Here is a 25,599-nt window from a genome sequence, read left to right as displayed (position 1 = left end):
TGAAAACCGGACTTTTTGAACTTTCACTGTAATAGGTGGCAAAAACGACGAACGGGAGGTTGCCCGACTATGGGGTACGTGATCGGAATAGACCTCGGCACAAGCGCGGTCAAAGCGCTGCTTGTCGGCCGGGAAGGGAAAGTCGTCGCGGAAGCGTCGCGCAGCTATCCGCTGTATCATGAGCATTCCGGCTGGAGCGAGCAGCGGCCGGAGGATTGGGTAGAAGCGACGTTTGACGCACTGCGCGAGCTGGCGGAGAGCGTGGACGCTTCTACCATCGAAGGAATCAGCTTCTCGGGCCAAATGCACGGGCTTGTGCTGCTGGACAAAGAAGGACGGCCGGTACGGAACGCGATTCTGTGGAACGACACGCGTACGACGGAGCAATGTCGCGAGATCGAGCGTACGCTCGGCGACAGGCTGCTCTCCGTGACGCGCAACCCGGCGCTGGAAGGATTTACGCTGCCGAAGATATTATGGGTGCGCGAGCATGAGCCCTCCGCGTTCGAATCGGCCGAATCGTTCCTGCTGCCGAAGGATTACGTCCGTTACCGGCTGACAGGAGAGCGGCACATGGACTACTCCGACGCGGCCGGCACGCTGCTGCTGGAGGTAGCGGAGAAACGTTGGAGCATCGAAGTGCTGCAGGCATTCGGGCTGCCAGCCGGCTTCTGCCCGCCGCTTGTCGAGTCGCACGGACTGGTAGGCGCGTTATTGCCGGAAGCGGCGGAGCGATGCGGTTTGACGAGCGCAACGAAAGTGTTCGCGGGCGGTGCGGACAACGCGTGCGGCGCAATCGGCTCGGGCATCCTGTCGGAAGGGTTGACGCTCTGCAGCATCGGCACTTCCGGCGTCATTTTATCGTACGAGGACGACAAAACGAAGGATTTTGCGGGCAAGGTGCATTTCTTCAACCACGGCAAGGAAGACGCCTTCTACGCGATGGGCGTTACCCTTGCGGCCGGCTACAGCTTGAGCTGGTTCAAGAAGACGTTCGCGCCGGGCGAATCATACGACGAGTTTCTTGCGGACGTAGGCGATTTGCCGCCCGGAGCGGGAGGCTTACTGTTCACGCCTTATTTGGTCGGGGAGCGGACGCCGCACGCGGATGCGACGATCCGGGCCAGCTTCATCGGCATCGACGGATCCCATGAACGCAAACATTTTGCCAGGGCGGTTATGGAAGGCATTACGTTCTCGCTGAACGAATCGGTAGATCTGTTCCGCGGCGCGGGCAAGTCGGTCGAGCGAATCGTCTCCATCGGCGGCGGCGCGCAGAATCCGGTTTGGCTGCAAATGCAGGCCGACATCTTCGGCGCAACTGTCTTATCGCTGGAGAACGAGCAAGGACCGGGTCTCGGGGCGGCCATGCTCGCGGCTTACGGCTGCGGATGGTACGACAGCCTGGAAGCCTGTTCCGAAGCATTCGTGAAATACGCATCTGAGTACGCGCCTAACCCGGAAGCGACCCAAACCTATCAAGGACTCTTCCGCGCTTATCAGCAGGTATACGGCGCAACGCGCGGCTTGAACGAAACGCTCGCGGATTATCGGGGATAAATGAAAACAGCGGCAGCCATGGACGAGAAATTAGTCCCGGGCTGTCGCTGTTTTATTAAGCTAAACAACTCGTTGATTGTCAGTTTCCGAAAATGATCTCTTCCATTTTTCTTGCAATCGAACCAGCACCGCTACCGTTATTCGATAATAAATGAATGCGAATATTCCCCTTTGTATAGACCGAAGACTGCATTTCGACACCGGGATCGCTGCCCATAATGAAATACTTAACGATTTCGTGATCGAGCTTCTTTATCCATACGCCAAGTCCATAATGGACATGATCGTTTATACTCATGTGAGGCGTTAACATCATCTCGGTCATGCGTTCTGACAACAATGAATGGCTCAACAACGCGTTCCAGAACTTTTCCAGATCATAAACCGTCGTGAATGCTCCGCCATCCGAACCGCCAATGACCGGAATCGAATAAATATTGGAACGCCATGTTAACCCGTCGTCAATATAACCAACTGCTGTCCGCTCAGGAAGTTGGTCCAGTCGAAAATAGCCTGAATCATTCATTCCAGCTAATTTGAAGATGTTTTCTTGAACATATTCTTGAAAGGTTGACCCCGTGAGCTGCTCAACAATTAAGCCTAGAATGATAAACCCCGCGTTGCAATACGAAAACCGCTCTCCCGGAGAGCATTTCATTCCGTTATTTTGAATCAAAGGAAGGAAGGATTGAGTCGAAGTAACGGCGTACATAGGCAACGATTTCCATAAATCAGCATAATCGCTCATAAACTCTTCATCAAAATAATCTTGAATGCCCGAACTGTGCATCAATAAATGTCGGATCGATATTTTTGGATCAAAATTCGGGAAAGAGATTTCCAAACAATCCTTTAATGAAGTATCCAAATCGATCAGCTTTTTTTCAACTAATTGCAAGATGGCCACAGCGGTTAATATTTTGCAGCCGGAGGCTATGCCAAATCGAGTGGCAGGCGAATTGTTTATTTTTTCGGCACGATTTGCATAACCGTAGCCTTGCTCAAAAACAGTCCCTTCCAGATTTTTTGCGAATACGGCGCCTGCGAAGGGGATGTTTTCTTCACTGTACAACCAAATCGCTTCATCAAGGTTCATTTTTGAAATACACCTCAATCCATTTAGTTTATGGCATGATTTGTCCGCAACTTGGCATCCTAAGTTTAGGAAATGAGATTGCATCCCAACTTTGGAAGGAAGATGACCGTTGTCCCAGCTTTCTGCGATTATGTTTGATTTCAGCGACGGCAGCAGCGCGGCGATGGCGCGAGATATGCTGCAGGAACTTGGCTACGATCCCGTCATGCACAATGAGAGCCGCATGCACATCCATGTGGATGGAGGCGACTTGACCTCGGCGCTCGAGATTGCCCAGGCCCATGGCGGACAGCTTGTCGAGCAGGCTCATATCGCGGAAGAGTCGATTACGAATACCGCTTACGCGCTGAACGCGATTACGATACCGGCCCATGTGGTCAACGAGGACTGGATCGCGTCGGAAGACGCGGCGAACCGCGATAGCGACGATACGTACGTGAACGAAGAGTTTCTGCCCGACGCCGGCGAATATAACCACTTCTCCGGGGACATCCACATCTAAATGCGTGTTCAAAAAGTCCGGTTTTCAGCACCGAGAAGGTTGAATAAAGCTAGGAAATGAGGAGCGGAGCGTAGTGGAAACTACGTGAGCACCGGAAGTTCCGGCTGAATTCAAGATTCGATGTCGAATAAGCTTCTTGGTATACATCGTGATCAAAAGTGGACTTTTTGAACAACCTCTTTAAGTATTTAGCGCAAGATCGATCGTACTGTCTCGGCCGCGTGCTTGCCGGCGTTATAACCGGTCGAGAACGCGGCCGTAATGTTGTAGCCGCCCGTGTACCCATGAATATCGAGCACCTCTCCGCAAAAATACAGGCCGCCCATCAACTTCGACTGAAGCGTCTTCGGATCGATTTCCTTTAGATGGACGCCACCGCCCGTAACGAACGCTTCCTCGATCGACAACGTCCCGTTGATTCGGATCGGGAACGCTTTGACGACCCGCGCAAGCTCCATCCACGCCTGTTTCGGAATGTTGTCGTACGTGACATCCTCCCGCAACCCGGCTTTCAAAAACAGCAACGGCAGCATCCGCTCTGGATAATAGCCTTTCAAAACGTTTTTAACCGCCTTGCGGCTATCGTCCTTGCACATCGCCATCGTCTCGCTATACAGCTCGTCGATCGTTCGATCCGGCTTCAGATCGATGGTCGCTTTCACGTCGCCGCCGTTCTTCCGCAGCTCCTTGACCACGAACTGGCTGCAGCGGAGCGCGATCGGGCCCGACAAGCCGAAGTGGGTAAAGATCATGTCGCCTTCATGCGAAATGACGGCCTTCCCTTTCGCGTTCCATACCGTAAGCGTTACGTTCCGAAGCGACAATCCTTGCAGCTCCTTGCTTTGGATAAAAGAAGCGCTCGACGTCAGAGGCACTTCGGTCGGGAATAGCTCCGTGATCGTGTGGCCGGCCTCTTCCGCCCAGGCGTAGCCGTCCCCCGTAGAGCCCGTATGAGGGACGGACTTTCCGCCAACGGCAACGATGACGCTGCCCGCGCTTATGGATTCGCCCGATTTCAAGCGCACGCCCACCGCTCTGTCATCCGAATAGAGTACTCGATCTACCGGACTGTTCACGCGAATATGAACGCCAAGGGAACGGACCTTGCCGACTAATGCGTCGACGACCGTCTTCGCTTTGTCGCTGACGGGGAACATGCGCCCGTTATCTTCTTCCTTCAGACGAATGCCCAGCTCTTCGAAAAATCCGATAATTTGCCGATTGCCGAACGTCGCTAGGGCACTGTGCAAATATTTGCCATTTCCTGGTATATTTTTGATCAATTCATCGAGTTCTTTCGCGTTCGTAACATTGCAGCGGCCGCCTCCAGATATGCCTAGCTTCCTGCCAAGCTTGTCTCCTTTGTCCAGAAGAAGCACGTTCGCACCGGCTTCCCCGGCGGATACGCTGGCCATTAATCCCGATGAGCCGGCTCCGATGACGATGACATCATAGTTCATGACATTTTTCTCCTAACGATTTATTTAAAGATAGCACAAAATTTCTCTATCCATCTGGTTCGTTTCCAGTATAATTTAATTATTATACATGAACACGGGGGGCTGTAACAAAAATGGGTCAACGTGGCAATCATGACGTATCGGAATGGAAAGTATTAGGCAGCGGAGTCACTCAACTGTTCGTGCGGGAGTGGCTGCCGATCGGCGATCCGCCCAAAGCGGTCGTCTGTTTGTCTCACGGTCATGGCGAACATAGCGAGCGATATGCGCATGTGGCGGAGCGGATGACAATGGACGGTTATGCCTTCCTCGCATTCGACCACTACGGCCATGGCAGATCGGAAGGAAAGCGCGGACATATGTTGTCCATGGATGCGGCGATTACGGATTTGACCCTTATGCTGGAGCAATGCGCCAAGCGGCATCCTGATCTTCCGATTTTCCTCTACGGGCATAGCATGGGCGGCAATATCGCGCTGAACTGCGCGATTAGAACGAAACCACTCATCCAAGGGCTAATCCTGACCAGTCCTTGGCTGAGATTAGCGTTCAAACCGCCTGCGGCGAAGGAATGGTTCGGCCGCAGGCTGGCTTCCCTCCTGCCTGCGCTGCCGATGTCCACCGGGCTGAAGGAAGAGGATCTATTCCGTCACGGAGGCATTGAAGCATCCGAAAAATTGTCGATGCGCGGAGATCCGCTTAGCCATACGACAATAACGCCCAGAGCTTATATCGAAATCCAGGATGCCGGGGAATGGGCGATCAAACATGCCGCCCAATTGCATGTGCCGCTGCTGCTCATTCACGGAACCTCCGACCGCATCACGTCCTTCGCCGCCAGCGAGGAGCTGGCCGGGCGATTGCAAAGCCGCTGCGCCTGGCATCCCTGGAAGGATGGGCTGCACGAGCTTCATAACGATATAAGGGGCAAAGAGACGATACACACGATTACGGCTTGGATGAACGACTGCTTGAACCACTAAATCCACTACTCGTCGTTGATAAGGAGGCCTATCTCCCGTGCTGAAGGATTTGCTGCTGCAATTCTTCTTATCCGTCCTTCCGGTCTTCGCGTTCTTGCTCTGGCACGACAAGGAGCGCGGCTGGAGAGGCTTCAAGCCATTCATCGCGATTGCGAGCGGAGTCGCCATGATCTTATGCGCGCTCACAGCGTCGCTTGTACACGAATACGATGTCGATTTCCGAATGGTGCCGTTCCTGATCGGCTCGTTATATGGCGGTTACCGGGCGTTCCTCGGTCTCGGATTGCTTTATATTTCATTGCGCATACCGTCGCTTGACAACGATTACGAAATTTGGGGATTCCTCGTCTTCATATTATTATTCTCGGTGATGCTTCTCGCCGTCATACGTAAATTCCAGTTGGCGTCGAACGTGCATAAAGAACGGATCGGCATCATGATGATGGGGATCATTACGTTGTATCTCATTATCCTGACCAAGCTATATATGTGGGCGTTTAATATGCCGTGGACGTTCTTCGCCATTATTAGCACGACGATTGCGATTATCGGCTTGCTGCTCGCCATTTGGTTATCGATCTACATTATCGAGAGCATCAAAGAAAAGCAGCAGCTTTATTTGGAAGTGAACCAGTTATCCGTCAGCTACGGCAACGAGGTGCAGAAGCTGCAGCAATTCATCGACAAAGTCCCGATCGCGGTATTAATCGTAGATGCGGGCGGTATGATTACGCATGTAAACGAAGAATCGGTCAAGCTGCTGGGCTTCAGGGAAACCTTTCAAGAAGTCGGAAAGCTGAAGAACGTATCGTACCTCGACGCGTTCGATCCGAATCGGATGAATAGGGGCGCGGATTTGCTTAGCCAAGCTCTTCAGGGCGACAGCGCGGCGACGCTGCCCCATGAAGAATCGCAATTGATTCTGATTCTAACATCCGTCACCTTGCGGGATATTGAAGATCACCGAATTACCGGCGCGGCGCTGATTGCGAAGGATATTACGGAGCTCAGCCAGCTGCGCGACGAACGAGGGAGGATGGAGCGGCTAAGCCTGGTCGGCCAGATGGCGGCGAGCATCACGCACGAGATTCGCAACCCAATGGCCGTCATCCGCGGATTCGTGCAGCTCATCCAAGAGCGAAGCCCGCAAAATCAATTCGAGTATTTCCGCATCATTATGGAGGAGCTTGATCGCGCCAATTTGATTATCAGCGACTTTCTGTCGCTCGCGCAGAATCGCGAGCTGAAGATGGAGAAGGCATCGCTCCACGCGACGATCAACGATATCGTGCCGCTCCTGCTTGCGGACGCGAATCTGCGGGGCCAGACGCTGGAAGTGCAATTATGCGACAATCTGCCGCAGATGCTTCTGAATGACAGGGAGATGAAGCAGCTGCTGCTTAACCTGGCCCGGAACGGGATGGAAGCGATGGACGACAAAGGCGTGCTAAAGCTTATCACGACTTGCACGAATGAAGAAATCAGCGTACATATCTCCGACGAGGGAGTCGGAATACCGGCGGACAAGATCGACCATCTATTCGAGCCGTTCTATACGACCAAGACTCGCGGAACGGGTCTCGGATTGCCTCTCTGCTTAAGCATCGCCGAGCGCCACAACGGCAGAATCGACGTTCGGAGCCGGGAGGGAGAGGGTACTACTTTTATCGTGACCTTCGACATAAGGGTGAGAGCGATCGAGCATACTATTCCGTGAGAAGGAGGCGTATGCGATGCCACAATCGAACGGGGCTGACGGCAGCTCCATGGAGCAGAGGAAGCAGGCCGCCCGGAATGCAGCCGGCGCGGGCAGGAACAAATCGGGTCAAGGCATAGACAAGAAGCTGAACGGGCCGAACCGTCCTTCCACTTAGTCGTAAACTCGGGAGAGACGAATCGAACGGTTAGCTGTCATCTGATGGAAGAAAGCAGCCGGGGCAAGCGCTCCGGTTGCTTTATTTTCGTAAGGGGCGTTATAATAGTAGCAAAAATCACTACAATAAGGGAGTGTTTATTGATGTCCATGTCATTCGAAAGATATATGCTGGATATGGTTCAGCCGATGCGCGACGACTTGACGAAGCTTGGAATTCAGGAGCTTCGCACGCCGGAAGAGGTCGAAGAGAACGTACCGAACGCAAGCGGCACGGCTTTGATCGTCATTAACTCCGTTTGCGGATGCGCGGCAGGCCAATGCCGTCCCGGCGTCGCGGAAGCGTTGAAGAACGAAGTAACGCCTGACCACCTGTTCACGGTATTTGCCGGACAAGACAAGGAAGCAACGGCGAAAGCACGCGAATATTTCGCACCGTACCCGCCTTCGTCGCCTTCGATCGCCCTGTTGAAAGACGGAGAGCTTGTTCATTTCATCGAGCGTCACCAAATCGAGAATCGTTCCGCAGCGGAGATCGCGGCCGATCTGACGGATGCTTTCGACAAATACTGCGTTTAATAGGAGCTAAGAGATGAGCCTACAACAACAAATCATCGAACGACTTGGCGTTAAGCCGACGATCGACGTTGCTGCCGAAGTGCGTAAGCGCGTCGATTTCCTGAAGCAATACGTGCTTAATTCGGGTACGTCTGGCCTTCTTATCGCCATTAGCGGCGGCATCGACAGCGCCGTCGCGACCGGATTATGCAAGCAGGCGACGGATGAGCTAAGCGAAGAGACGGGCAAAGAATATTTGACGCTCGGAGTGTTCCAGCCTTACGGCGATCAAGCGGATATCGCCGACAGCTATGCGGTGGCGGATGCTTTCGACCTTCGCTACAAGGCCGAAACGAATATCGCGGAAGCCGTCGACGAGATCGCGCTCGAAGTCGAGCACAGCTTCAAGCAGCTCGGCATTCCGCGCCACATCAGCCGCGGCGGCAAGGGCAACGTAAAAGCTAGAACGCGCATGGTCATGCAATACGCGCTTGCATTCGACTTGAATTTGTTGGTCGTAGGTACCGACCATGCTTCCGAAGCAATTACGGGCTTTTACACGAAGTGGGGCGATGGGGCGGTCGACATTACGCCTCTCAGCTCGCTGAACAAACGCCAAGTTCGTCAGATCGCGGCGCATATCGGAGTTCCGAAGAGCGTACTGGACAAAGCACCTTCCGCAGGTCTCTGGGAAGGCCAAACGGACGAAGGCGAGCTCGGCATTCTGTACGACGACAACAGCGCGTACCTCGAAGGCAAGGAGATAGCGCCGGAGGTGCGGGAGAAGCTGGAGAAACAATATTTGAAGACAGAGCATAAGAGGTCCGGAATACCGGGTATCTAACTCGCCTTCAAGCATAGGAGAAGGCGGTGCCCTCGTGATTATTGGAATCGGACATGACTTGACGGACGTGCTGCGCGTAGAGGCCGTGCTGGAGGGGGAGCGGGGTTCCCGCTTCCTGGCGCGCGTCTTGACGGAAAGCGAGCGGAAGCTCGCGGAATCGTATGCCGGAGCCCGGCTGCATCAATTCACGGCCGGCAGATTCGCCGCGAAGGAAGCCGTCTCCAAAGCGTTCGGGTGCGGGATCGGGGAGCTGCTTGGCTTTCAGGACATCGATATATTCCGCGATGCCGACGGCAAACCCGTATGCGGTTTGTCCGAAGGAGCCTGGATGCGGCTTGGCCTGAATCCGGAATTTATCCAAATCCATGTCACGATTACGCATGAACGCGCAATGGCTTCGGCTTTTGTTGTCGTCGAGCGGATAAAGAGGTAACCGTTCGCCCATACTTGGAATGTAATAGTATCAAGTATGGAGCGGAAGGAGACTAGGCGCATGGATTGGGAAGAACGGGTTCGCAACCACGGAAAGCATGGCGCGAAGCGAAGATTCAAGTCCGGCCAGTGGGTGCAGTTCGAAGGATTGTACATGGATGATTGGGGAGGCGACTTGCTTTTACTACAAGGCGATCTGTTTCCCGCGCATCCTCAGATGGGGGACACCGCTTGGACGTATATGGGTCCTTCCGCGATCCTTCAGCCAAAGTCTCCGAAGCTGAACGGACATTTTGTCGGCTTTTGAATTTCGAATAGGCGATACAGGGATCATTGATTCCTGTATCGCTTATTTTTTTCTTTTACTGCTTGCTCGCGAGCCAGTCGGCCAGGCCCTTGATCTCTTCCTCGGTTAGTTGATCGCCGAATGCGGGCATCAGCCCTTCTTGTCCGCCGTCCCGAATTTGCACGGCGATCTCGTCCGCGGATAACCTGGAGCCGATCTGCTGCAGGTTCGTCTCGCTGCCGACCCGCCCCTGCAGCTCGCTGCCGTGGCAGGAGAGGCATCGCGATTGATAGAGCGCCGCCGTTTCGGCTGGAGCATCGCTTAGTGCCTTGCCACTCTTTTTGCCTTGCAACGGGCCGCCGCAGCCTGCAGCTATCGCAAGGAGAATGATTGCGAAGACGGTCAAGGCGGAGCGTTCGAATTGGATGCGGGTATTCATCCGCAATCCTCCTTTTCTTTTTTGCCAATAGGTTCATAGGAACATCGGGATCAAAAATTGGACTTTTTGTACAACCTCTAATAGAGTATAGTCATAGACGAATCGGCGACACAACCCCTCGATTGCTTACGCGTACGCGATACAGCGAGGGGATCGGTATACAAGGAAGGAACGACAACAACATGGTTCATTCGAAACAACAAGAGGCAAAAACGTATTTCAGCGAGGAATTGTTGGCGTGGTACAGACTGCAGAAACGTGATTTGCCTTGGCGGCAAAACCGGGATCCTTACCGTGTATGGGTATCCGAAATCATGCTGCAGCAAACGAGAGTCGATACGGTAATTCCATATTATCTGGCTTTTATGGACAAATTCCCGACCGTGCAAGCGCTGGCGGAGGCACCCGAGGATGAGGTGCTGAAACGTTGGGAAGGACTCGGCTATTACTCGCGCGCGCGCAATCTGCAGGCGGGCGCGAAGATGGTGATGGAGACGTACGGCGGGATTATCCCCGACGATCATGCTGCGGTATCCGGCTTGAAGGGAGTTGGTCCTTACACAAGCGGTGCCGTGATGAGCATTGCTTTCAACCGTCCTTATCCCGCGGTCGACGGGAACGTCATGCGCGTCTTGTCCAGATACTTCTGCCTGGAAGACGATATTGCGAAGCCCGCGACGCGAATCGGCATCGAGAAGCTTGCGGTCACGCTTATTCCGGACGGGGCTGCCGGCGATTTCAATCAAGCGCTCATGGAGCTCGGGGCGCTCGTCTGTACGCCGAAATCTCCTGGCTGCCTCACATGTCCCGTCATGGAGCACTGCGCCGGCAGGCTGGCGGGCAAGGAGACGGAGCTGCCGATCAAGACAAAAGCGAAGCCGCCGCGCCAGGAATACCGGGCTGCCGTCATCGTAGAGGACGAGGGCAGAGTGCTGGTTAGGCAGCGCCCGGCAACGGGGTTGCTCGCCCAAATGTGGGAGCTACCTCATGTGCTGCTGCCGTCGGCGTCCGGCGAATCGTTTTTCGGCGATGCTCCGAAGAAACAGGGAGACATGGCCGAAGCGCTGATCCGGACGGTTGAAGCCGAAGCAGGCTTGTTGATAAGGCCGAAGGATTGGGTGATGGACGCGGACCATGTGTTCAGCCATATCCACTGGAAGATGAGAGTTTTCGGAGCCGATCTTGGCGTCCGTGGAATGGGTGAAGAAATCGCCGCAGAAGCCGCGGCATCTTATTCGTATGGGAATGAGACAGATCCAAAAGCAGGCAATGACGCGTTGAAATACAGATGGATCGTGAAGGAAGACATGGCGCAGCTGCCGTTCCCTAACGTTTTTATCCGGATTCTAGGCGAGCATTGGCGGTAACATGGAAGCAAGCAAGGCGAATCCCATATTTAAGGAGCTGAACGTTGTGGATCAGATGCTGGAGAAGCTATTGGAGCACAAAATCGTGGCGATCTTGCGCGGGATCGGGGAACATGAGGCGGATGCGGCCGCCCAGGCGCTCATTGACGGCGGGATTCGGCTAATGGAGGTAACGATGAACACGGATGGCGCCGCTGCCATTATCGAGCGGTGGCGAACGAAGTTCGGGAGTGCCGCTTATATCGGTGCCGGTACCGTGCTCGATATCGGCTATGCGGAACGCGCGGTGGCCGCAGGCGCGCAGTTTCTGATCTCGCCGAACCTCGACGAGGAGGTCATCGCGTATGGTCATGAACGCGGAGTCGCGGTCTGGCCGGGCGTAATGACCCCGACGGAGATCGTCAAAGCCGTGAAGGCCGGCGCGAACGCGGTTAAGCTGTTCCCGATGGGAACGCTTGGGACCGGTTATTTGAAGGAGATTAGAGGTCCGCTCGAGAACGTGCCGATCATGGCGACGGGCGGCGTCGATCTCTCCAACATCAAGGATTATTTTGCGGCTGGCGCGAACGCGGTCGGGATGGGCGGCAAGCTGATATCGATGGAGTGGGTGAAGGAAGGAAAGCTGGATCTGGTGACGGAACGCGCGCGTCAATTCACGGAGGCGGTTCGAGCGCTATAAGCTGCCGAAGGCCTGCTTGTTCCTCCTCGGGAAATCTTCCTCGCCAAGTATGAATCGCGCATACAAGCATATGATGGAAGGAAGAGAGCGAGAGCAAGGGTAAGGAGGCGGGTATGCGAAATGTAACGTCAAGGCTTCTAGTGTTGGGCATAATCGTGCTGGCGGCTTATAGTTTGGAACTGAAGCTTGACCTGTTCCCGGCGATCGCGGAGTCGGACGAGCCGATCGTGGCCGTAGACAAGGAGAAGGTGAAGGTGAAGAAGCTGGAGGGCAGCGCGGGCGAAGCGGAGACCGGGCCGTACAATGAGCTCGAGCTTCAGCTTGCAGCGGGTTTTCAATCCCGTTCGGAACGATTCACCGTTTCTTACACGGGCAACCGAAAGCAGCTATCCGACAACATGACGGACATCATTCGGTCTGCGCTTAGGCATGACGATTATTCGGCCTATATCCTGGAATCATATTTGTACACGATCCGCAGCTGGGGCAACAAGTCGACGATCGCGGTAGAAGCGAGGTTTCGAGAAACGGAGGATCAGACGGCTGCCGTCGATCGCAAAGTCGACGAAACGCTGGCAGAAATTCTGACCCCCGGCATGAACGACCACGAGAAGATCAAGGTCATCCACGACTGGATTGTGACGCATGTGGAATACGATCAATCGCTCTCTTATTACACGGCGTACGATGCGATTACGTTAGGCAAGACGGTCTGCCAGGGTTATTCGCTCTTGGGCTACAAAATGCTGGAGAAAGCGGGGCTCGAGGTGCTGATCGCCGAAGGTTCGGTCAATACGGGCGAGCACGCCTGGAACATGGTGAAGCTGGCCGGGAGCTGGTACCATCTGGACATGACGTGGGACGACCCCGTAGGCGCCTCGTCCGATTCCCGGATCCGGTATAGCTATTACCTGAAGACGGACGAGGAGCTCCGCCGCGATCATCAGTGGACGAGAACATATCCTGCAGCCGGAACGTCCTATGCGGATACGCTTCGCGAGCTGGAGCTTGGCGGTACGGGACAACAAGCGCGATTGGCGGCGAAGCTGAAGCTTGCTTTAGGTCTGCATTGGCTGGAAGAGGAGAACACGGTTCGGGATAAAGCCGCCTTGAAGAAAACGGTAGCGGCCGCAGTCCGCAGCGGGGCGAACAGTCTGCAGTTCCGGTACGTCGAAGCCGACGGGTTCCCGGAGGCGCTAAAGGAAGCGTTCGGTGACGTCGGGGTAGCCGTCGGCTATCGCGCGAGCTACGAGCCGTACGCAGGCGAAGGTTCGTTGATCGTGAGCATTCAGCTGGAGTACCCATAGCGGCGGGATGTTGTATTGCGCAAAAAAAAAGACGAAGCAGCTGGCAGCATGGCAGCTGGTTTCGTCTTTTTTGAATTATGATTGCCCGCCGCGAGCAGCGGTCATCTGCTGCCAGACGGAGCCGGCCGCTTCCTCGCCGCGAAGAATCCGCTCAAGCGCGATCTGGGCTTGCAGCTGAATTTCGAACTCTGCGTCTTTGGCCGCTTCTTGGAGCGCCTCCACTGCGGATTCGTCCCCTGCTTCGTACAAGTAACGCGCCGCGCGCCATCTGACCAGCTTATTTTTGTCCCTCAATGCTTCGATCATCGGACCGATCGCCGCAGGGTCGCCTAGATCGGACAAGGTGTCGCCCGCCGTTCTCCGAACGGATGCCGATGCGTCCTTCAACGCTTCGAACAGAAGGGGCAACGCTTCCGGCGATCTAAGGTCGCCGAGGTATACGACGGCCAGCCTGCGAACGGAGGCGTTCTCGTCGCGGATGGCGCGAGCGAGCAGCGGCAATCCTTCCGGCGCGCTGACGTAACGCTCGAGCGCGGCGTAACGGCTTTGCCAATCCGCCGCGGCGAATGCTTCCGTCGCTTCCTCGAGGCTTAGCGGAGCCGGCCGCGGCGCTAACGGCGTTTCCGCTTGATCGCCGCTTGCACCTGCCGCTTGCGCTGCTTCCACGAGCGCCCCCAGCCGCTCCTCCGTGTAGGAGGCATCAAGCTCACGGACGATCTCGGCGGCGATTTCCTCCGGCTCCCCGTAACGAACGCCCAGCTCCTCCAGCATGCGCTCGCGGATCATGGACGATCCCGCGGCACGGCCTACGGCTTCTCCGAACTTCGCGGGCAGCGCGGAACGCGTCTCTCCGTCGTTCGTCCTCACACGTACCTGCATCGGGATGCCGCGGTACATCTGGACGAGCACCTGCGCTTCCCCGTAGCCGGCGGCCATGCCGTCTTGCTGCCGAGCTGCTCCGGCGTCGTCTGCTCCATCCGCTTGCAGCAAGTTTCTTGCTTCTCCCAAGATACGCGCCCAATCCGCGCCGGGCTTACGGTCCAGCGCGATGAAGTCGACGGTGCGGAACAAGCCGCGAACCCCGTCGATGAGAAGAAGCTCTTTATAGGGTTGCGGGGCTTCCGCCGCTTCGCTTGATTTGTACGTCAGTCTTCGTCCGCGCGGAAGCGTCTCGTCCACGTTCAGCTTCATGGAGTTCGGGCTTGGCGTCGGCTCTATCGATAGTAGTTTCATGGCATGAGTACCTCCTTTCCTCCTACTATACCATGCAAGCTATGGAAATTCATAAATGGGCGTTCATGAAGAAACCTTTATTTGCAAACCATGCCCTGCGCTTGGTATCTTTATGGTAAGGCAGAAGCATGGGAGGAGGCAGATTTTGCGCATTAGGCGTTTCGCGAATCAGAATCAGGTCGTGCAACAAAACTCATACAAACAATTCAAGAGGTGGAGGCAGGAGAGGGTCCGCAAGCTGAAGACAAAGGACTATTCGTATCAAGTGCCGAACGTGGAACCGGATGTGCGTTTCCTTCGGGACAATACGGAGCTTCCCTCGATCACATGGATCGGGCATTCCACTTTCCTCATACAGATTGCCGGACTTAATATTATTACGGATCCCGTATGGGCCGGACAGATGGCCTTCCAAAAGCGACTAGCACCACCGGGCATTCCGATCGAAGAGGTTCCGCCGATCGATGCGGTCCTGATCTCCCATTCCCATTACGATCATTTGAATATTAGCTCGCTTCGGCGATTATCCGGGCCGAAACAAATGTTGGTGCCTGCGGGTCTAAGCACTAAGCTGCGATTAAAAGGTTTCTCGCGCGTGAAGGAGCTGCACTGGTGGGAATCGGCGAGGATCGGCGGCGCGACGTTCACTTTCGTGCCGTCCCAGCATTGGACCAGGCGCAATCCATGGGACACGAACAGCTCGCATTGGGGCGGCTGGGTCATCGAGGCGGGCGGCGAATCCGCGAAGCCGGCCAAAACTTCGGAGCTTGCGCGATCGAATGAGCCGGCAATGCCGCATCGTTCGGAAGCGCGCGATTACGAGATGGAGAGCGGCATGCGCGAGATCGCCGCGGCTTACGCGCCTTCGGAAGATTTCGGGAAGAATGGCTGCTCCGTTCGGCCGCTCGTATGCGCGGAACCGACGGTCTACTTCGCCGGCGACAGCGGCTATTTCGCAGGCTTCAAGGAAATCGGCAAAAGATTCGATATCGACGTCGCCCTTATGCCGATCGGGGCTTACGAGCCGGAGTGGTTCATGGGTCCCCAGCACGTGACGCCCGAAGAAGCGCTGCAGGCGTTCGAGGATACGGGTGCGAAGTTGTTTGTTCCGATGCATTACGGAGCTTTCAAGCTCGCGGACGATACGCCGCTCGAGGCGCTCGAGCGGCTTGAGGCCGAGAGATGCCGGCGCAGACTGGAAGAAGAACGCATCGTCGTGCTCCCGCACGGGGAAACGTGGAAGCTGGCCGGCGAGGAGCAAGATTAGATTTACTCATTTCTTTAAGTGCGTGTTCAAAAAGTCCGGTTTTCAGCACATGAGCTTATGCTTCCGATGCTGCGTTTTTTTCAAAAACGCTGTAGAAGGTTGGATGAAGCTAGGAAATGAGGAGCGGAGCGTAGTGGAAACTACGTGAGCACCTGCAATGTTTCCGGAGGAAACATACTTCGTAAGCATTCGCTTAGTTCCGGCAGAATTTAAGATTCGATGTCGAATAAGCTTCCTGATATACTTCGTGATCAAAAGTGGACTTTTTGAACAACCTTTTTAAGCCATTATCAGTAGGAGGATTCGTAGACGATGAGCAATACGAACATTAAGGTAGGCGTTATCGGCGCGGGAGCGATCGGCAACATCCATATGGGCGCTTTCGCGAAGGCGGAAGGAGCGGAGGTCGCTGCGGTTGCGGATGCTTACCTGCCGCTTGCGCAGCAGCGCGCCGAAGAGCATGGCATCGGCACCGTGCACGGCAGCCCGCAGGAGCTTCTGGAGGATGAGAGCATCGATGCGGTCGTCATTGGCGTGCCGAACCAATTCCATGCTCCGCTTGCCATTGAAGCGCTGAAGCGCGGCAAACACGTCCTGCTTGAGAAGCCGATGGCGATCGACTCGGAAGCGGCGCGCACCATCGTCCTGGAAGCCGAGAAATCCGGCAAAGTGCTCATGATGTCGCACCAGATGCGCTGGAAAGCGTTGAACCGCGCCGTGAAGGCGCGCATCGACGCCGGCGACGTCGGACCGATCTACAACGCGAAAGCCGGCTGGTTCCGGAAGAAAGGCATTCCGGGCTGGGGATCCTGGTTTACCCGCAAAGATCAAGCGGGCGGCGGTCCGCTGATCGATATCGGCGTTCACATGCTCGATCTGTCCCTCTACCTGATGGGCAATCCGAAGCCGGTCTCCGTCTATGGTTCCACGTACGCCGAATTCGGACCGAAGCGGGAAGGCATCGGCACTTGGGGCACGCCGAACTGGGAGGGCTACTATGACGTCGAAGATCTGGCGTCGGCGCTCATCAAGCTGGATAACGGCGCGACTTTATCGCTGGAAGTAAGCTGGGCCGCGCATGCTGCGGGTTTGCCGGAAGACCCGTTCATTCACCTCATGGGAACGAAGGGCGGTGTTTCGATCGTCGGCGACAGAGGCACGTATGTGACGCATACCGATAACGAAGTCGCGGAGAGCGAAATAACGCCTCTGGACGGTGACGAAGACCGCGACCTCATGACGAGCCACTTCATCGAGTGCGTGCGCGAAGGCAAGCAGCCGATCGCGTCTGCGCTATCGGGCTACACGAACAACCGGATTCTGGATGCCATCTACGAATCGTCCCGGACGGGCAATGAAGTAAAGCTGAGCTGGAACTAACCCGCTTGAAGAAACCTCTGGGCCCGAGGAGTCGATCGCGATTTCGACTGGCCCGGAGGTTTCTGCCATTTACGCGTTCGTTTCCGCGCCAGACTGTGCTATAATAGTTCGAGAATATGTGTTTAAATGCGTGTTCAAAAAGTTCGGTTTTCAGCACAATAGCCTATGCTTCCGATGCTGCGTTTTTTTCAAAAACGCTGAAGAAGGTTGAATGAAGTTAGGAAATGAGGAGCGGAGCGTAGTGGAAGCTACGTGAGCACCTGCAATGTTTCCGGAGGAAACATACTTCGTAAGCATTCGCTTAGTTCCGGCTGAATTCAAGATTCGATGTCGAATAAGCTGCCTGATATACCTCGTGATCAAAATCGGGCTTTTTGAACATCCTTATTAAGAAGTGAAAAAGGACGGGATTAGAAACATGATTAGTACAAGTGGCATTACGCTTCGTTACGGGAAGCGTCCGCTATTTGAAGATGTGAATATTAAGTTTACGCCAGGCAACTGCTACGGCTTGATCGGAGCGAACGGAGCCGGCAAGTCGACATTCCTGAAAATTTTGTCCGGCGAAGTTGAGCAGTCTTCCGGCGAAGTTCATATTACGCCAGGCGAACGGTTGGCCGTTCTGAAGCAGAACCATTACGAGTACGATAGCTTCAGAGTGCTCGAGACGGTTATTATGGGCCATAAGAAGCTGTATGAAGTCATGAAGGAGAAGGATGCGCTGTACGCGAAGGCCGACTTCACGGACGAAGACGGCATGCGCGCAGGCGAGCTCGAAGCGGAATTCGCGGAGATGAACGGCTGGGAAGCGGAGTCGGAAGCGGCAGAGATGCTGAACGGCCTCGGCATTACGACCGAACTGCACGACAAGCAGATGTCCGAGCTCGGCGGCAACGAGAAGGTTCGCGTATTGCTGGCGCAGGCGCTGTTCGGCGCTCCCCAGATTCTTCTGCTCGACGAGCCTACCAACCATTTGGACATCGAGTCCATTCGCTGGCTGGAAGACTTCCTCTCGCGTTATGAAGGCACCGTTATCGTCGTCAGCCATGACCGTCACTTCCTGAACACGGTATGCACACATATCGCCGATATCGACTTCGGCAAAATCCAGATGTACGTGGGCAACTATGACTTCTGGTACGAGTCCAGCCAATTGGCTTTGTCGCTCATGCGTTCGGAGAACAAGAAGAAGGAAGACAAGATCAAGGAGCTTCAAGCGTTCATTCAGCGCTTCAGCGCGAACAAATCGAAGTCCAAGCAGGCGACTTCCCGGAAGAAGCTTCTCGACAAGATTACGCTCGACGATATCCGTCCATCCAACCGGAAATATCCGTTCATCCTGTTCAAAGGCGAGCGCGAAGCAGGCAAGCAGCTGCTGCTCGTAGATGGCTTGTCGAAATCGATTGAAGGTGAAAAAATCGTCGACAATATAACGATCGCCATCAACAAAGGCGACAAAGTCGCTTTCGTCGGCCCGAACGGCTTGCCGAAGACGACGTTCTTCCAGCTGATCGCGGGCGAGCTGGAGCCGGACGCGGGTTCGTTCTCGTGGGGCGTAACGACGACGCGCGCGTACTTCCCTAAAGACAACTCGAAATATTTTGAAGGCGTTGATCTGAACCTGGTCGAATGGCTCCGCCAATATTCCAAGGATCCGGACGAGACGTTCCTTCGCGGGTTCCTGGGCCGCATGTTGTTCTCGGGCGACGACGCCATGAAGAAAGCAAGCGTATTGTCCGGCGGCGAGAAAGTTCGCTGCATGTTGTCCAAGATGATGCTGGAAGGCGCCAACGTGTTCATTCTCGACGAGCCTACCAACCACTTGGACCTCGAATCGATCACGGCGCTCAATAACGGTCTGATGGATACGGACTGCACGATTCTGTTTACGTCCCATGACCATCAGTTCGTCCAAACCGTCGCGAACCGCATCATCGAAATTACGCCGAACGGCGTCATCGACAGAATGTCGACGTACGACGAATATCTGGAGAGCGCGGAGATCAAAGAATTGCGCGAGCGTATGTATTCGGTTTAATCTTTATGATGAGCAAGCCGCTTCGGGAATATCCCGAGGCGGCTTTTTTACTCTAAGGTTTTGCAACTGTCTCGCCGCCAGAGGACGGAAACATCCCTTTTCACCTTGGTCCGAGCCAATTGTGTTGCGCTTATGCATAAATGCTCGCACAAGGTCAACACTGTTTCTCTAGACCCACACGGATTCGATCGGGTATGATACCGATAGATGTTTTCGAGAGAGATATTGGAAGAGGATCGGAAGAAGAGTGGCAGGAGGGCTTACGTCTTGAATCAGTACGAAGAAATTAAACAAGGCGAGAAGGGCGCATGGGTTAGCATCGGCGCCTACCTCGCACTGTCGGCCCTGAAGCTTGGGGCTGGCTATTGGTTTTTATCTGGTGCGCTCGTCGCGGACGGCTTCAACAATTTGACGGATATCGTGGCATCGGTAGCGGTACTGGTCGGTCTGCGAATATCGCAGAAGCCGCCGGACAAGGACCACCCATACGGCCATTTCCGAGCGGAGACGATCGCGGCGCTGATCGCTTCGTTTATCATGGCAAGCGTCGGACTGCAGGTGCTGATAACCGCCGGCAGGTCGTTGTTCGATGCGCACCAGGAGACGCCGAATCTCATCACCGCATGGGTGGCATTATTCTCTGCATTATGCATGGGCGCGGTTTACGTTTATAACAGCCGCCTCGCCAAGAGAATCAATAACCACGCCTTGCAGGCCGCCGCGAAGGACAACTTATCCGACGCGCTCGTCAGTATCGGAGCGGCGATCGGCATCATCGCATCGCAATTCGGAATGCCATGGCTCGATCCCGTAGCCGCGATTGCCGTCGGTCTGATTATCTGCAAGACGGCTTGGGATATTTTCTACAGCTCCACCCATGCGCTTACGGACGGCTTCGACGAGAAGGAGTTGAAGTCATTGCATACGACGATTGCCAAAACCAAAGGCGTACAATCCATCAAGGATATTAAAGCGCGCATTCATGGCAGCAATGTATTGGTCGATGTCATCGTACAGGTGGACCCGGGGCTAACGCTCATCGAAAGCCACCGCATTTGCGACGAAATCGAGCGCAGAATGGGGCGCAAACATAACATTTTGAGCGTGCATGTACATGTTGAACCGTTGGAAGAACGGGTTGGTAATTAAGACCATTCACCCTCCCAATGCGTCAAAAATGAGTCTAAAGTCCTAGCAACCTTATGAGAAGGTCCTAATGATTCAGGGAAGTTATTCACAGGTCCCATCCTTATGGGGCTGTAAGGTTAAGGTGGCAAGCGTTGTTTTCCAAGGAAGGCATCCCCATGGCTGGGGATGCCTTTTATTAATTTTTTCTTAGCAAAAAAGTGTAATTCGCTGCTCCCATTCCGGGACGCCGCCTTTTAGGAACATGGGACGATGCCTGTCCGCTCCGTGCACGCTTACAATGGATGCAGGCGCCGATAAACGGCATGTACAACCAAGAATCCCATAGGAGGCGTTAACTGAATGAGAACAACAGTCAAATATAAAGTCATTACTGCAACTCTGTCCGCCGCATTGCTTTTTGGTTCCGCGGCTGCTCTGCCCGCACCGATTGCGAACGCGGCCCAATCCGCGGAAGTTATCTGGGGCATTAACATGCGAACAGGCCCATCGACATCCGACTCGGTTATCCGGATGCTGAAGAAGGGCGAACAAATTACGGTATTGGAAGAAACGAACGGATGGTACAAAGTTAGCGATTCCAGCGGAACGACAGGCTACATTTCGGCTTCGACCAAATATACGGAACTGGGTGCCGAGCTTGCGAACGGATCCGGATCCGACACCGAGGCATTGGCGACGTTGACTGGCGTCGTAAAAAAATCCGTATCCTTCCGGAATGGGCCAGGCACTTCCTACGATCGGATTCGCTACCTCAAGAAAGGCGAGGAAGTGCAAGTCGTGTCGCAGCCGAGCAGCGGCTGGTATGAGATTATCGATTCCAAAGGCGTAAAAGGCTACGTGTCGTCCCAGACGCAATACATTTCTGTCGACGGTACGATTAGCTCGGGATCTGACAACTCCGAAAGTGCGGGAAGCGGAAGCACGGGCGAAACGACCGAAGATACAGGATCATCGTCCGGCGCTACGAACGCATCCGTGGAGAAGGTGATTACAGTCGGCATGAAGTATCTCGGCACGCCTTACGAATTCGGCTCCAATCGCAGCACGACAACAACGTTCGACTGCTCCGACTTGATGAAACAAATGTTCAAGGAAGCGCTTGGCGTCACGTTGCCCGCGGATTCCCGCCAGCAAGGGACGTACGTGAAGAATAAAGGCAATGCCGTTACGAGCATTAGCCAATTGAAGCGCGGCGACCTCATGTTCTTCATGTCCTACAAAGGCAGCAGCAAGTCGTCTTACAGCGGCATCGACAAGTCGAGCCAGCGTATAACGCATGTCGGCATTTATCTTGGAGACGGGAAGATCCTTCATACGTACTCCAAAGAGAGCGGCGGCGTAAGAACGAACGACATTATGGGAACTGCGTGGGAATACCGCTTCTTATACGGCGGCAGCGCCCTGTAAACCAATTTGGTTCGGGTAACAGCGAATACCAAAAAAGCTATCCTCGATCCGGCTCAAACGCCGGACGGGATAGCTTTCTTTTTGTCTAGTTCAGATGTCGTTGCCAAGATCGGTCGAGCCCTGACGGTTCTGCGCGATCGAGCCCGCTTGTTCGCCGTTATCGGCCACAGCTTGCTTCCGCTTGCGGATGCGGCTCCGGATGAACAGGAACAACAAGATGACCGGAACGCCGCCAAGGAACATATACAATGAAACATCCTTGACCATTGATTCCGCCGCTCTGCCGTAGAAGTAGAACAGTCCGCCTACCGCGTAGAACTTGACGGCCCGGCCAAGCGCGGCGTAACCGATGAGGCGCCATAACGGAAAGTTCAGGCAGCCGGACAATATCGTGAACACTTTAAACGGGATGGGCGTGAAGGAGCCGATCATGATGGCCGCTTCGCCGCTCTTCTGGAAGCGGGCCGTCGCCGCGTCGATCCATTCCGGCTTCAAGAAACGGTATAAAACGGATTTGCCCATAAATTTGCCAATGTAATAACCGACCGGAGTACCTAATAAACAAGCAACATATCCGAAGGTTGCCAGCCACAACGCGGAGGCGGGATCAAGTAAGCTGAGCGAAACTTGAAGGAAGAAAGCGGGGATAGGGAAAATAACCGCATCCAGAAAGGAATGGATGAACAATCCCCAGGGGCCGTAGTCTTTTAGAAAATCAATGACGGCTTGAAACATGAAGTAGGCTCCTTTTCGTTCAGCTTGCCTGTTCAGTATAGCACACCGTTGCTCTTTCGTCGCCTTGAACGGAAGGAAGGCATAGAAGTAACAGGAACACTTGGATGTTACGTTCAAAGGAGAGAAACGTTTCAACCAATTTTCGTTCGAATAAACCGATAATCGGCCATTCAACGAAGCTTGGAGCGGGTTTCCTTGCGAATGCGGCGTTATCCGCTTTTTGAAGTTGCGCTCATGGAGGCGTATAGTTGAAATTATGCGAAATGGCAACGGACGATTACGGAACAATCAAGAAGAATCGGTGAAGGGAGATCAAGATTAACGTATGCAAATGGAGCCTTGGAGACGTACAATGTGGATTTTATGGTTCGGCGTGTTGTTTTGCAGTTCCAGCTATACGATGTCGATCCCGTTCCTCCCCCTCTTCCTGTTCGATCTTGGCGTGGACAAAGGCTCGGTCAATCTGTGGGCGGGAATCGTCCATTCCTCCGCGTTCCTGATGGGGGCGGTGATGGCTCCGCTGTGGGGGATGATGGCCGATAAGTTCGGCAAGAGGAAAATGGTCATTCGGGCAGGCATAAGCTTGGCGATCATCTATGCGTTATTCGCGTTTGTCCAAACGCCTTGGCAGCTTGTCGGCGTACGGATGATGCAAGGGTTCGTGGGCGGTTTCGTGCCGGCGTCCATGTCGATCGTCGCCACGATCGCCCCGAAGGAGAAGCTTGGCTCAAGCCTGGGCATGATGCAGGCGGGAACGATGACGGGCGGCATTCTCGGACCTCTGTTCGGCGGCGTGCTGGCGGAAGCGTTCGGCATACGCCGCTCGTTCATCGCGGCTGCGATTATCATATTCACGGCCAGCGTAGCAGTTATTTTCTGGGTGAGGGAAGGCAAGCCGGCTCAGGCAGCTCCAGCGAGCGAATCGGTGTCCAAGAAGAAGGAACCTTTCACTTACCGGATGGCATTTCGCAACAAGGGGCTTATCAGCATGCTGCTCGTGCTAGTCGTCTTCCAGCTGTCCATTAATATGATTCAGCCGCAGCTGGCGCTTCATATTGCCGATCTGGGAGGAGAGAAGGGAGCGATGCTGTCCGCGGGACTTGTATTATCCTTGATCGGTATCGCGGGTATCGTGGCTTCACCGGTGTGGGGCAGGCTTGGCGAACGGAAAGGATACTACCGTATTCTGGTGTTCTGCTTGATAAGCGCGGGAACGGTCGTTTGCATGCAATATTTCGTGGAAGCGCTGTGGGTGTTCGCGGCGGTACAATTTCTATTCGGCTTGTTCATGGCGGGCGTCGTGCCGATTGTCAATACGCTAATGGTACAAAACACGGACGAGCAGTTCCGCGGCCGTTCCTTCGGCCTAACGGCAAGCGCCAACCAGTTCGGCTCCATGCTGGGGCCTCTGATTGGCGGTCTGTTAGGATTATTCCTTGGTTTGAACTGGATCTTCGTCGCGACCGGAATCATTATGATCGGAGCGGGAACGGCCGTAATGCTGTACCGCAAACGGATGCATCGTTCGCCCGTTCCGATCCGCAAGTCCGCGAACAGCAGCTAGTCTAGTCCCGCAGTTTGCGGCGGGACAAGCCGCTGCGCTGCGCGGCGGCGATGACGCGCCGGCGCACTTCTTCCACGACCTTTGTGTTAAATACGCTAGGAACGATATACATACGGTTCAGTTCGTCATCGCTAATGACCGACGCGATCGCTTCCGCCGCGGCAAGCTTCATCTCTTCGTTGATGAGCGGCGCGCGGCTGTCGAGCGCGCCGCGGAAGATGCCAGGGAAGCAGAGCACGTTGTTGATCTGGTTCGGGTAATCGGAGCGCCCGGTGGCGAAGACGCCAACGATATCCTCTACCAGCTCCGGCCTGATCTCGGGCTCCGGATTCGCCATCGCGAACACGATCGGTTCCGGCGCCATGCTGAGCACATGTTCTCTGCTTAGCAGCTTCCCGGCGGAAACGCCGATGAACACGTCAGCGTTCTCGAGCGCTTCTTTTAATCCGCCTTTGCGGCGCTCCGGATTCGTATTATCCGCATACCATTGCCACATGGCGTTTTCGTATGTTTCGTCCGCGTTCAGAATGCCGGCGCGGTCTACGCCGATGACATGCCGAGCGCCCCCGGCGAGCAGCATCTTCGTGCAGGCCGTGCCGGCCGCGCCGATGCCGCAAATGACGATGCGCGATTCGCTTAGCGTCCGACCCGTAAGTTTGAGCGCGTTCAGCAGTCCCGCATACAGGACGACGGCCGTTCCATGCTGATCGTCGTGGAATACCGGAATATCGAGCTCCTCGCGAAGCCGCTGCTCGATCTCGAAGCAGCGGGGCGCGGAGATATCCTCGAGGTTAATGCCGCCGAAAGCCGGTGCTAACGCTTTGACCGCGGCGATCACTTCCTCCGTATCCTGCGTATCGAGGCAGATCGGGAAGGCGTCAACGTCCGCGAATTGCTTGAACAGCATCGCTTTCCCTTCCATGACGGGCATGGCTGCATAAGGTCCGATGTTGCCGAGGCCAAGCACGGCGCTTCCGTCCGAAACGACTGCTACCGTATTCCGCTTGATTGTCAGCGTGTGGGCTTTGGAAGGTTCCTCGCGGATCGCTTCGCATACACGGGCGACGTCCGGCGTGTAGACGCGGGAGAGGTCGTCGCGATTCTGGATCGGCGTCTTCGGCTGAATCGTGATTTTGCCTCCCAAGTGGAGAAGGAACGTACGATCCGAGATGTGCAGCAATCGAACGCCTGGAACGTTCTTCAGCGCTTCGGTCAGCCGCGCGGTCGCTCCTTGCTCCGTAATTTTGACGGTCAAGTCGCGCACGCTTTTGTTCTTGTCGGTATGTATGACGTCGATGGCGACGATGTCGCCCTTCGCTTGCTCGATCGCGGTAGCGGCTTTTCCGAACTGTCCCTTGGCCGTATCGATTTCCAACCTCAAAATAATGGTTTTGCCGTCTGTCATTTGCGAATGCATCCCCGTCAGCTCCTCAATTGTCT

General features: G+C 54.9%; 24 protein-coding genes. 18 read left to right on the top strand and 6 right to left on the bottom strand.

The features are described from left to right. Positions 1 to 69: 69 nt before the first annotated feature. On the top strand, positions 70 to 1,560 hold the full coding sequence (xylB, locus tag RB620_RS17340; protein ID WP_308096364.1) for a xylulokinase: 1,491 nt from the start codon (positions 70 to 72) through the stop codon (positions 1,558 to 1,560). Between the two features lie 79 nt (positions 1,561 to 1,639). On the opposite strand, the gene RB620_RS17335 is transcribed toward xylB, so the two are convergent. Further along, complete coding sequence (locus tag RB620_RS17335; RefSeq protein WP_308096362.1) at positions 1,640 to 2,656, bottom strand: serine hydrolase domain-containing protein; 1,017 nt, start codon at positions 2,654 to 2,656, stop codon at positions 1,640 to 1,642. Positions 2,657 to 2,765: 109 nt separating this feature from the next. Between RB620_RS17335 and RB620_RS17330 the strand changes: the two genes are divergently transcribed. Further along, complete coding sequence (locus tag RB620_RS17330) at positions 2,766 to 3,158, top strand: hypothetical protein (protein WP_308096360.1); 393 nt, start codon at positions 2,766 to 2,768, stop codon at positions 3,156 to 3,158. Positions 3,159 to 3,346: 188 nt separating this feature from the next. Here RB620_RS17330 and RB620_RS17325 read toward each other — a convergent pair whose 3' ends face one another. Next, positions 3,347 to 4,618 (bottom strand): BaiN/RdsA family NAD(P)/FAD-dependent oxidoreductase, encoded by a 1,272-nt coding sequence (locus tag RB620_RS17325; protein ID WP_308096359.1) that lies wholly within the window; start codon positions 4,616 to 4,618, stop codon positions 3,347 to 3,349. 113 nt (positions 4,619 to 4,731) lie between these two features. On the opposite strand from RB620_RS17325, the gene RB620_RS17320 reads away from it, so the two are divergent. From RB620_RS17320 to RB620_RS17290, 7 genes are all read left to right on the top strand, one after another. Next, positions 4,732 to 5,601 carry an alpha/beta hydrolase gene (locus RB620_RS17320; protein WP_308096356.1) on the top strand — a complete coding sequence of 290 codons (870 nt, stop codon included), beginning with the start codon at positions 4,732 to 4,734 and terminating at the stop codon, positions 5,599 to 5,601. 37 nt (positions 5,602 to 5,638) lie between these two features. Continuing rightward, a complete protein-coding gene (locus tag RB620_RS17315) occupies positions 5,639 to 7,318 on the top strand; it encodes an ATP-binding protein (RefSeq protein WP_308096355.1) in 1,680 nt (559 codons plus the stop codon). A 16-nt stretch (positions 7,319 to 7,334) separates the two neighbouring features. Next, the gene (locus RB620_RS17310; protein ID WP_308096353.1) at positions 7,335 to 7,475 is read left to right on the top strand and encodes a hypothetical protein; all 141 of its coding nucleotides are present in this window, start codon (positions 7,335 to 7,337) and stop codon (positions 7,473 to 7,475) included. 143 nt (positions 7,476 to 7,618) lie between these two features. Continuing rightward, the gene (locus RB620_RS17305; protein ID WP_308096351.1) at positions 7,619 to 8,053 is read left to right on the top strand and encodes a BrxA/BrxB family bacilliredoxin; all 435 of its coding nucleotides are present in this window, start codon (positions 7,619 to 7,621) and stop codon (positions 8,051 to 8,053) included. Positions 8,054 to 8,066: 13 nt separating this feature from the next. Then, entirely contained in the window at positions 8,067 to 8,876 is an 810-nt protein-coding gene (gene nadE, locus RB620_RS17300; protein ID WP_308096349.1) for an ammonia-dependent NAD(+) synthetase, read from the top strand. 34 nt (positions 8,877 to 8,910) lie between these two features. Continuing rightward, complete coding sequence (gene acpS, locus RB620_RS17295) at positions 8,911 to 9,309, top strand: holo-ACP synthase (protein WP_308096348.1); 399 nt, start codon at positions 8,911 to 8,913, stop codon at positions 9,307 to 9,309. Positions 9,310 to 9,369: 60 nt separating this feature from the next. Then, on the top strand, positions 9,370 to 9,615 hold the full coding sequence (locus RB620_RS17290) for a hypothetical protein (RefSeq protein ID WP_308096347.1): 246 nt from the start codon (positions 9,370 to 9,372) through the stop codon (positions 9,613 to 9,615). 55 nt (positions 9,616 to 9,670) lie between these two features. Here RB620_RS17290 and RB620_RS17285 read toward each other — a convergent pair whose 3' ends face one another. After that, entirely contained in the window at positions 9,671 to 10,033 is a 363-nt protein-coding gene (locus RB620_RS17285; protein WP_308096345.1) for a c-type cytochrome, read from the bottom strand. 182 nt (positions 10,034 to 10,215) lie between these two features. On the opposite strand from RB620_RS17285, the gene mutY reads away from it, so the two are divergent. The 3 genes from mutY to RB620_RS17270 all read left to right on the top strand — a co-directional run bounded on the left by mutY (position 10,216) and on the right by RB620_RS17270 (position 13,386). Further along, positions 10,216 to 11,400 (top strand): A/G-specific adenine glycosylase, encoded by a 1,185-nt coding sequence (gene mutY / locus RB620_RS17280; protein WP_308096343.1) that lies wholly within the window; start codon positions 10,216 to 10,218, stop codon positions 11,398 to 11,400. Between the two features lie 55 nt (positions 11,401 to 11,455). Further along, entirely contained in the window at positions 11,456 to 12,079 is a 624-nt protein-coding gene (locus tag RB620_RS17275) for a bifunctional 4-hydroxy-2-oxoglutarate aldolase/2-dehydro-3-deoxy-phosphogluconate aldolase (RefSeq protein WP_374121420.1), read from the top strand. Between the two features lie 113 nt (positions 12,080 to 12,192). Beyond that, positions 12,193 to 13,386 (top strand): transglutaminase domain-containing protein, encoded by a 1,194-nt coding sequence (locus RB620_RS17270; protein WP_308096340.1) that lies wholly within the window; start codon positions 12,193 to 12,195, stop codon positions 13,384 to 13,386. 75 nt (positions 13,387 to 13,461) lie between these two features. Here the strand turns inward: RB620_RS17270 and RB620_RS17265 are convergent, their stop codons facing one another. Continuing rightward, positions 13,462 to 14,619, bottom strand: coding sequence for a virulence factor (locus tag RB620_RS17265; RefSeq protein WP_308096338.1), 1,158 nt, complete (start codon positions 14,617 to 14,619; stop codon positions 13,462 to 13,464). A 145-nt stretch (positions 14,620 to 14,764) separates the two neighbouring features. Here RB620_RS17265 and RB620_RS17260 point away from each other — a divergent pair, with 145 nt between their 5' ends. The 5 genes from RB620_RS17260 (at position 14,765) to RB620_RS17240 (ending at position 21,860) form a co-directional block, all read left to right on the top strand. After that, complete coding sequence (locus RB620_RS17260; protein WP_308096337.1) at positions 14,765 to 15,886, top strand: MBL fold metallo-hydrolase; 1,122 nt, start codon at positions 14,765 to 14,767, stop codon at positions 15,884 to 15,886. Positions 15,887 to 16,198: 312 nt separating this feature from the next. Further along, a complete protein-coding gene (locus tag RB620_RS17255; protein ID WP_308096335.1) occupies positions 16,199 to 17,266 on the top strand; it encodes a Gfo/Idh/MocA family protein in 1,068 nt (355 codons plus the stop codon). 418 nt (positions 17,267 to 17,684) lie between these two features. Next, the gene (locus RB620_RS17250; RefSeq protein WP_308096333.1) at positions 17,685 to 19,304 is read left to right on the top strand and encodes an ABC-F family ATP-binding cassette domain-containing protein; all 1,620 of its coding nucleotides are present in this window, start codon (positions 17,685 to 17,687) and stop codon (positions 19,302 to 19,304) included. A 267-nt stretch (positions 19,305 to 19,571) separates the two neighbouring features. Further along, complete coding sequence (locus tag RB620_RS17245; protein WP_308096331.1) at positions 19,572 to 20,453, top strand: cation diffusion facilitator family transporter; 882 nt, start codon at positions 19,572 to 19,574, stop codon at positions 20,451 to 20,453. Between the two features lie 339 nt (positions 20,454 to 20,792). After that, positions 20,793 to 21,860 carry a C40 family peptidase gene (locus RB620_RS17240; protein WP_308096330.1) on the top strand — a complete coding sequence of 356 codons (1,068 nt, stop codon included), beginning with the start codon at positions 20,793 to 20,795 and terminating at the stop codon, positions 21,858 to 21,860. A gap of 90 nt (positions 21,861 to 21,950) precedes the next feature. On the opposite strand, the gene RB620_RS17235 is transcribed toward RB620_RS17240, so the two are convergent. Further along, positions 21,951 to 22,595, bottom strand: coding sequence for a YqaA family protein (locus tag RB620_RS17235; RefSeq protein ID WP_308096328.1), 645 nt, complete (start codon positions 22,593 to 22,595; stop codon positions 21,951 to 21,953). Between the two features lie 352 nt (positions 22,596 to 22,947). Here RB620_RS17235 and RB620_RS17230 point away from each other — a divergent pair, with 352 nt between their 5' ends. Next, positions 22,948 to 24,159 (top strand): MFS transporter, encoded by a 1,212-nt coding sequence (locus RB620_RS17230; RefSeq protein ID WP_308096327.1) that lies wholly within the window; start codon positions 22,948 to 22,950, stop codon positions 24,157 to 24,159. Position 24,160: 1 nt separating this feature from the next. On the opposite strand, the gene RB620_RS17225 is transcribed toward RB620_RS17230, so the two are convergent. After that, entirely contained in the window at positions 24,161 to 25,576 is a 1,416-nt protein-coding gene (locus tag RB620_RS17225; RefSeq protein WP_308096325.1) for an NAD-dependent malic enzyme, read from the bottom strand. Positions 25,577 to 25,599: the final 23 nt, after the last annotated feature.

The sequence above is a fragment of the Paenibacillus sp. LHD-117 genome, assembly GCF_030929555.1.
Taxonomy (GTDB): domain Bacteria; phylum Bacillota; class Bacilli; order Paenibacillales; family Paenibacillaceae; genus Pristimantibacillus.
Note: the sequence above shows the minus strand (reverse complement) of the source record. Positions and strands in the feature narration are given on the sequence as shown.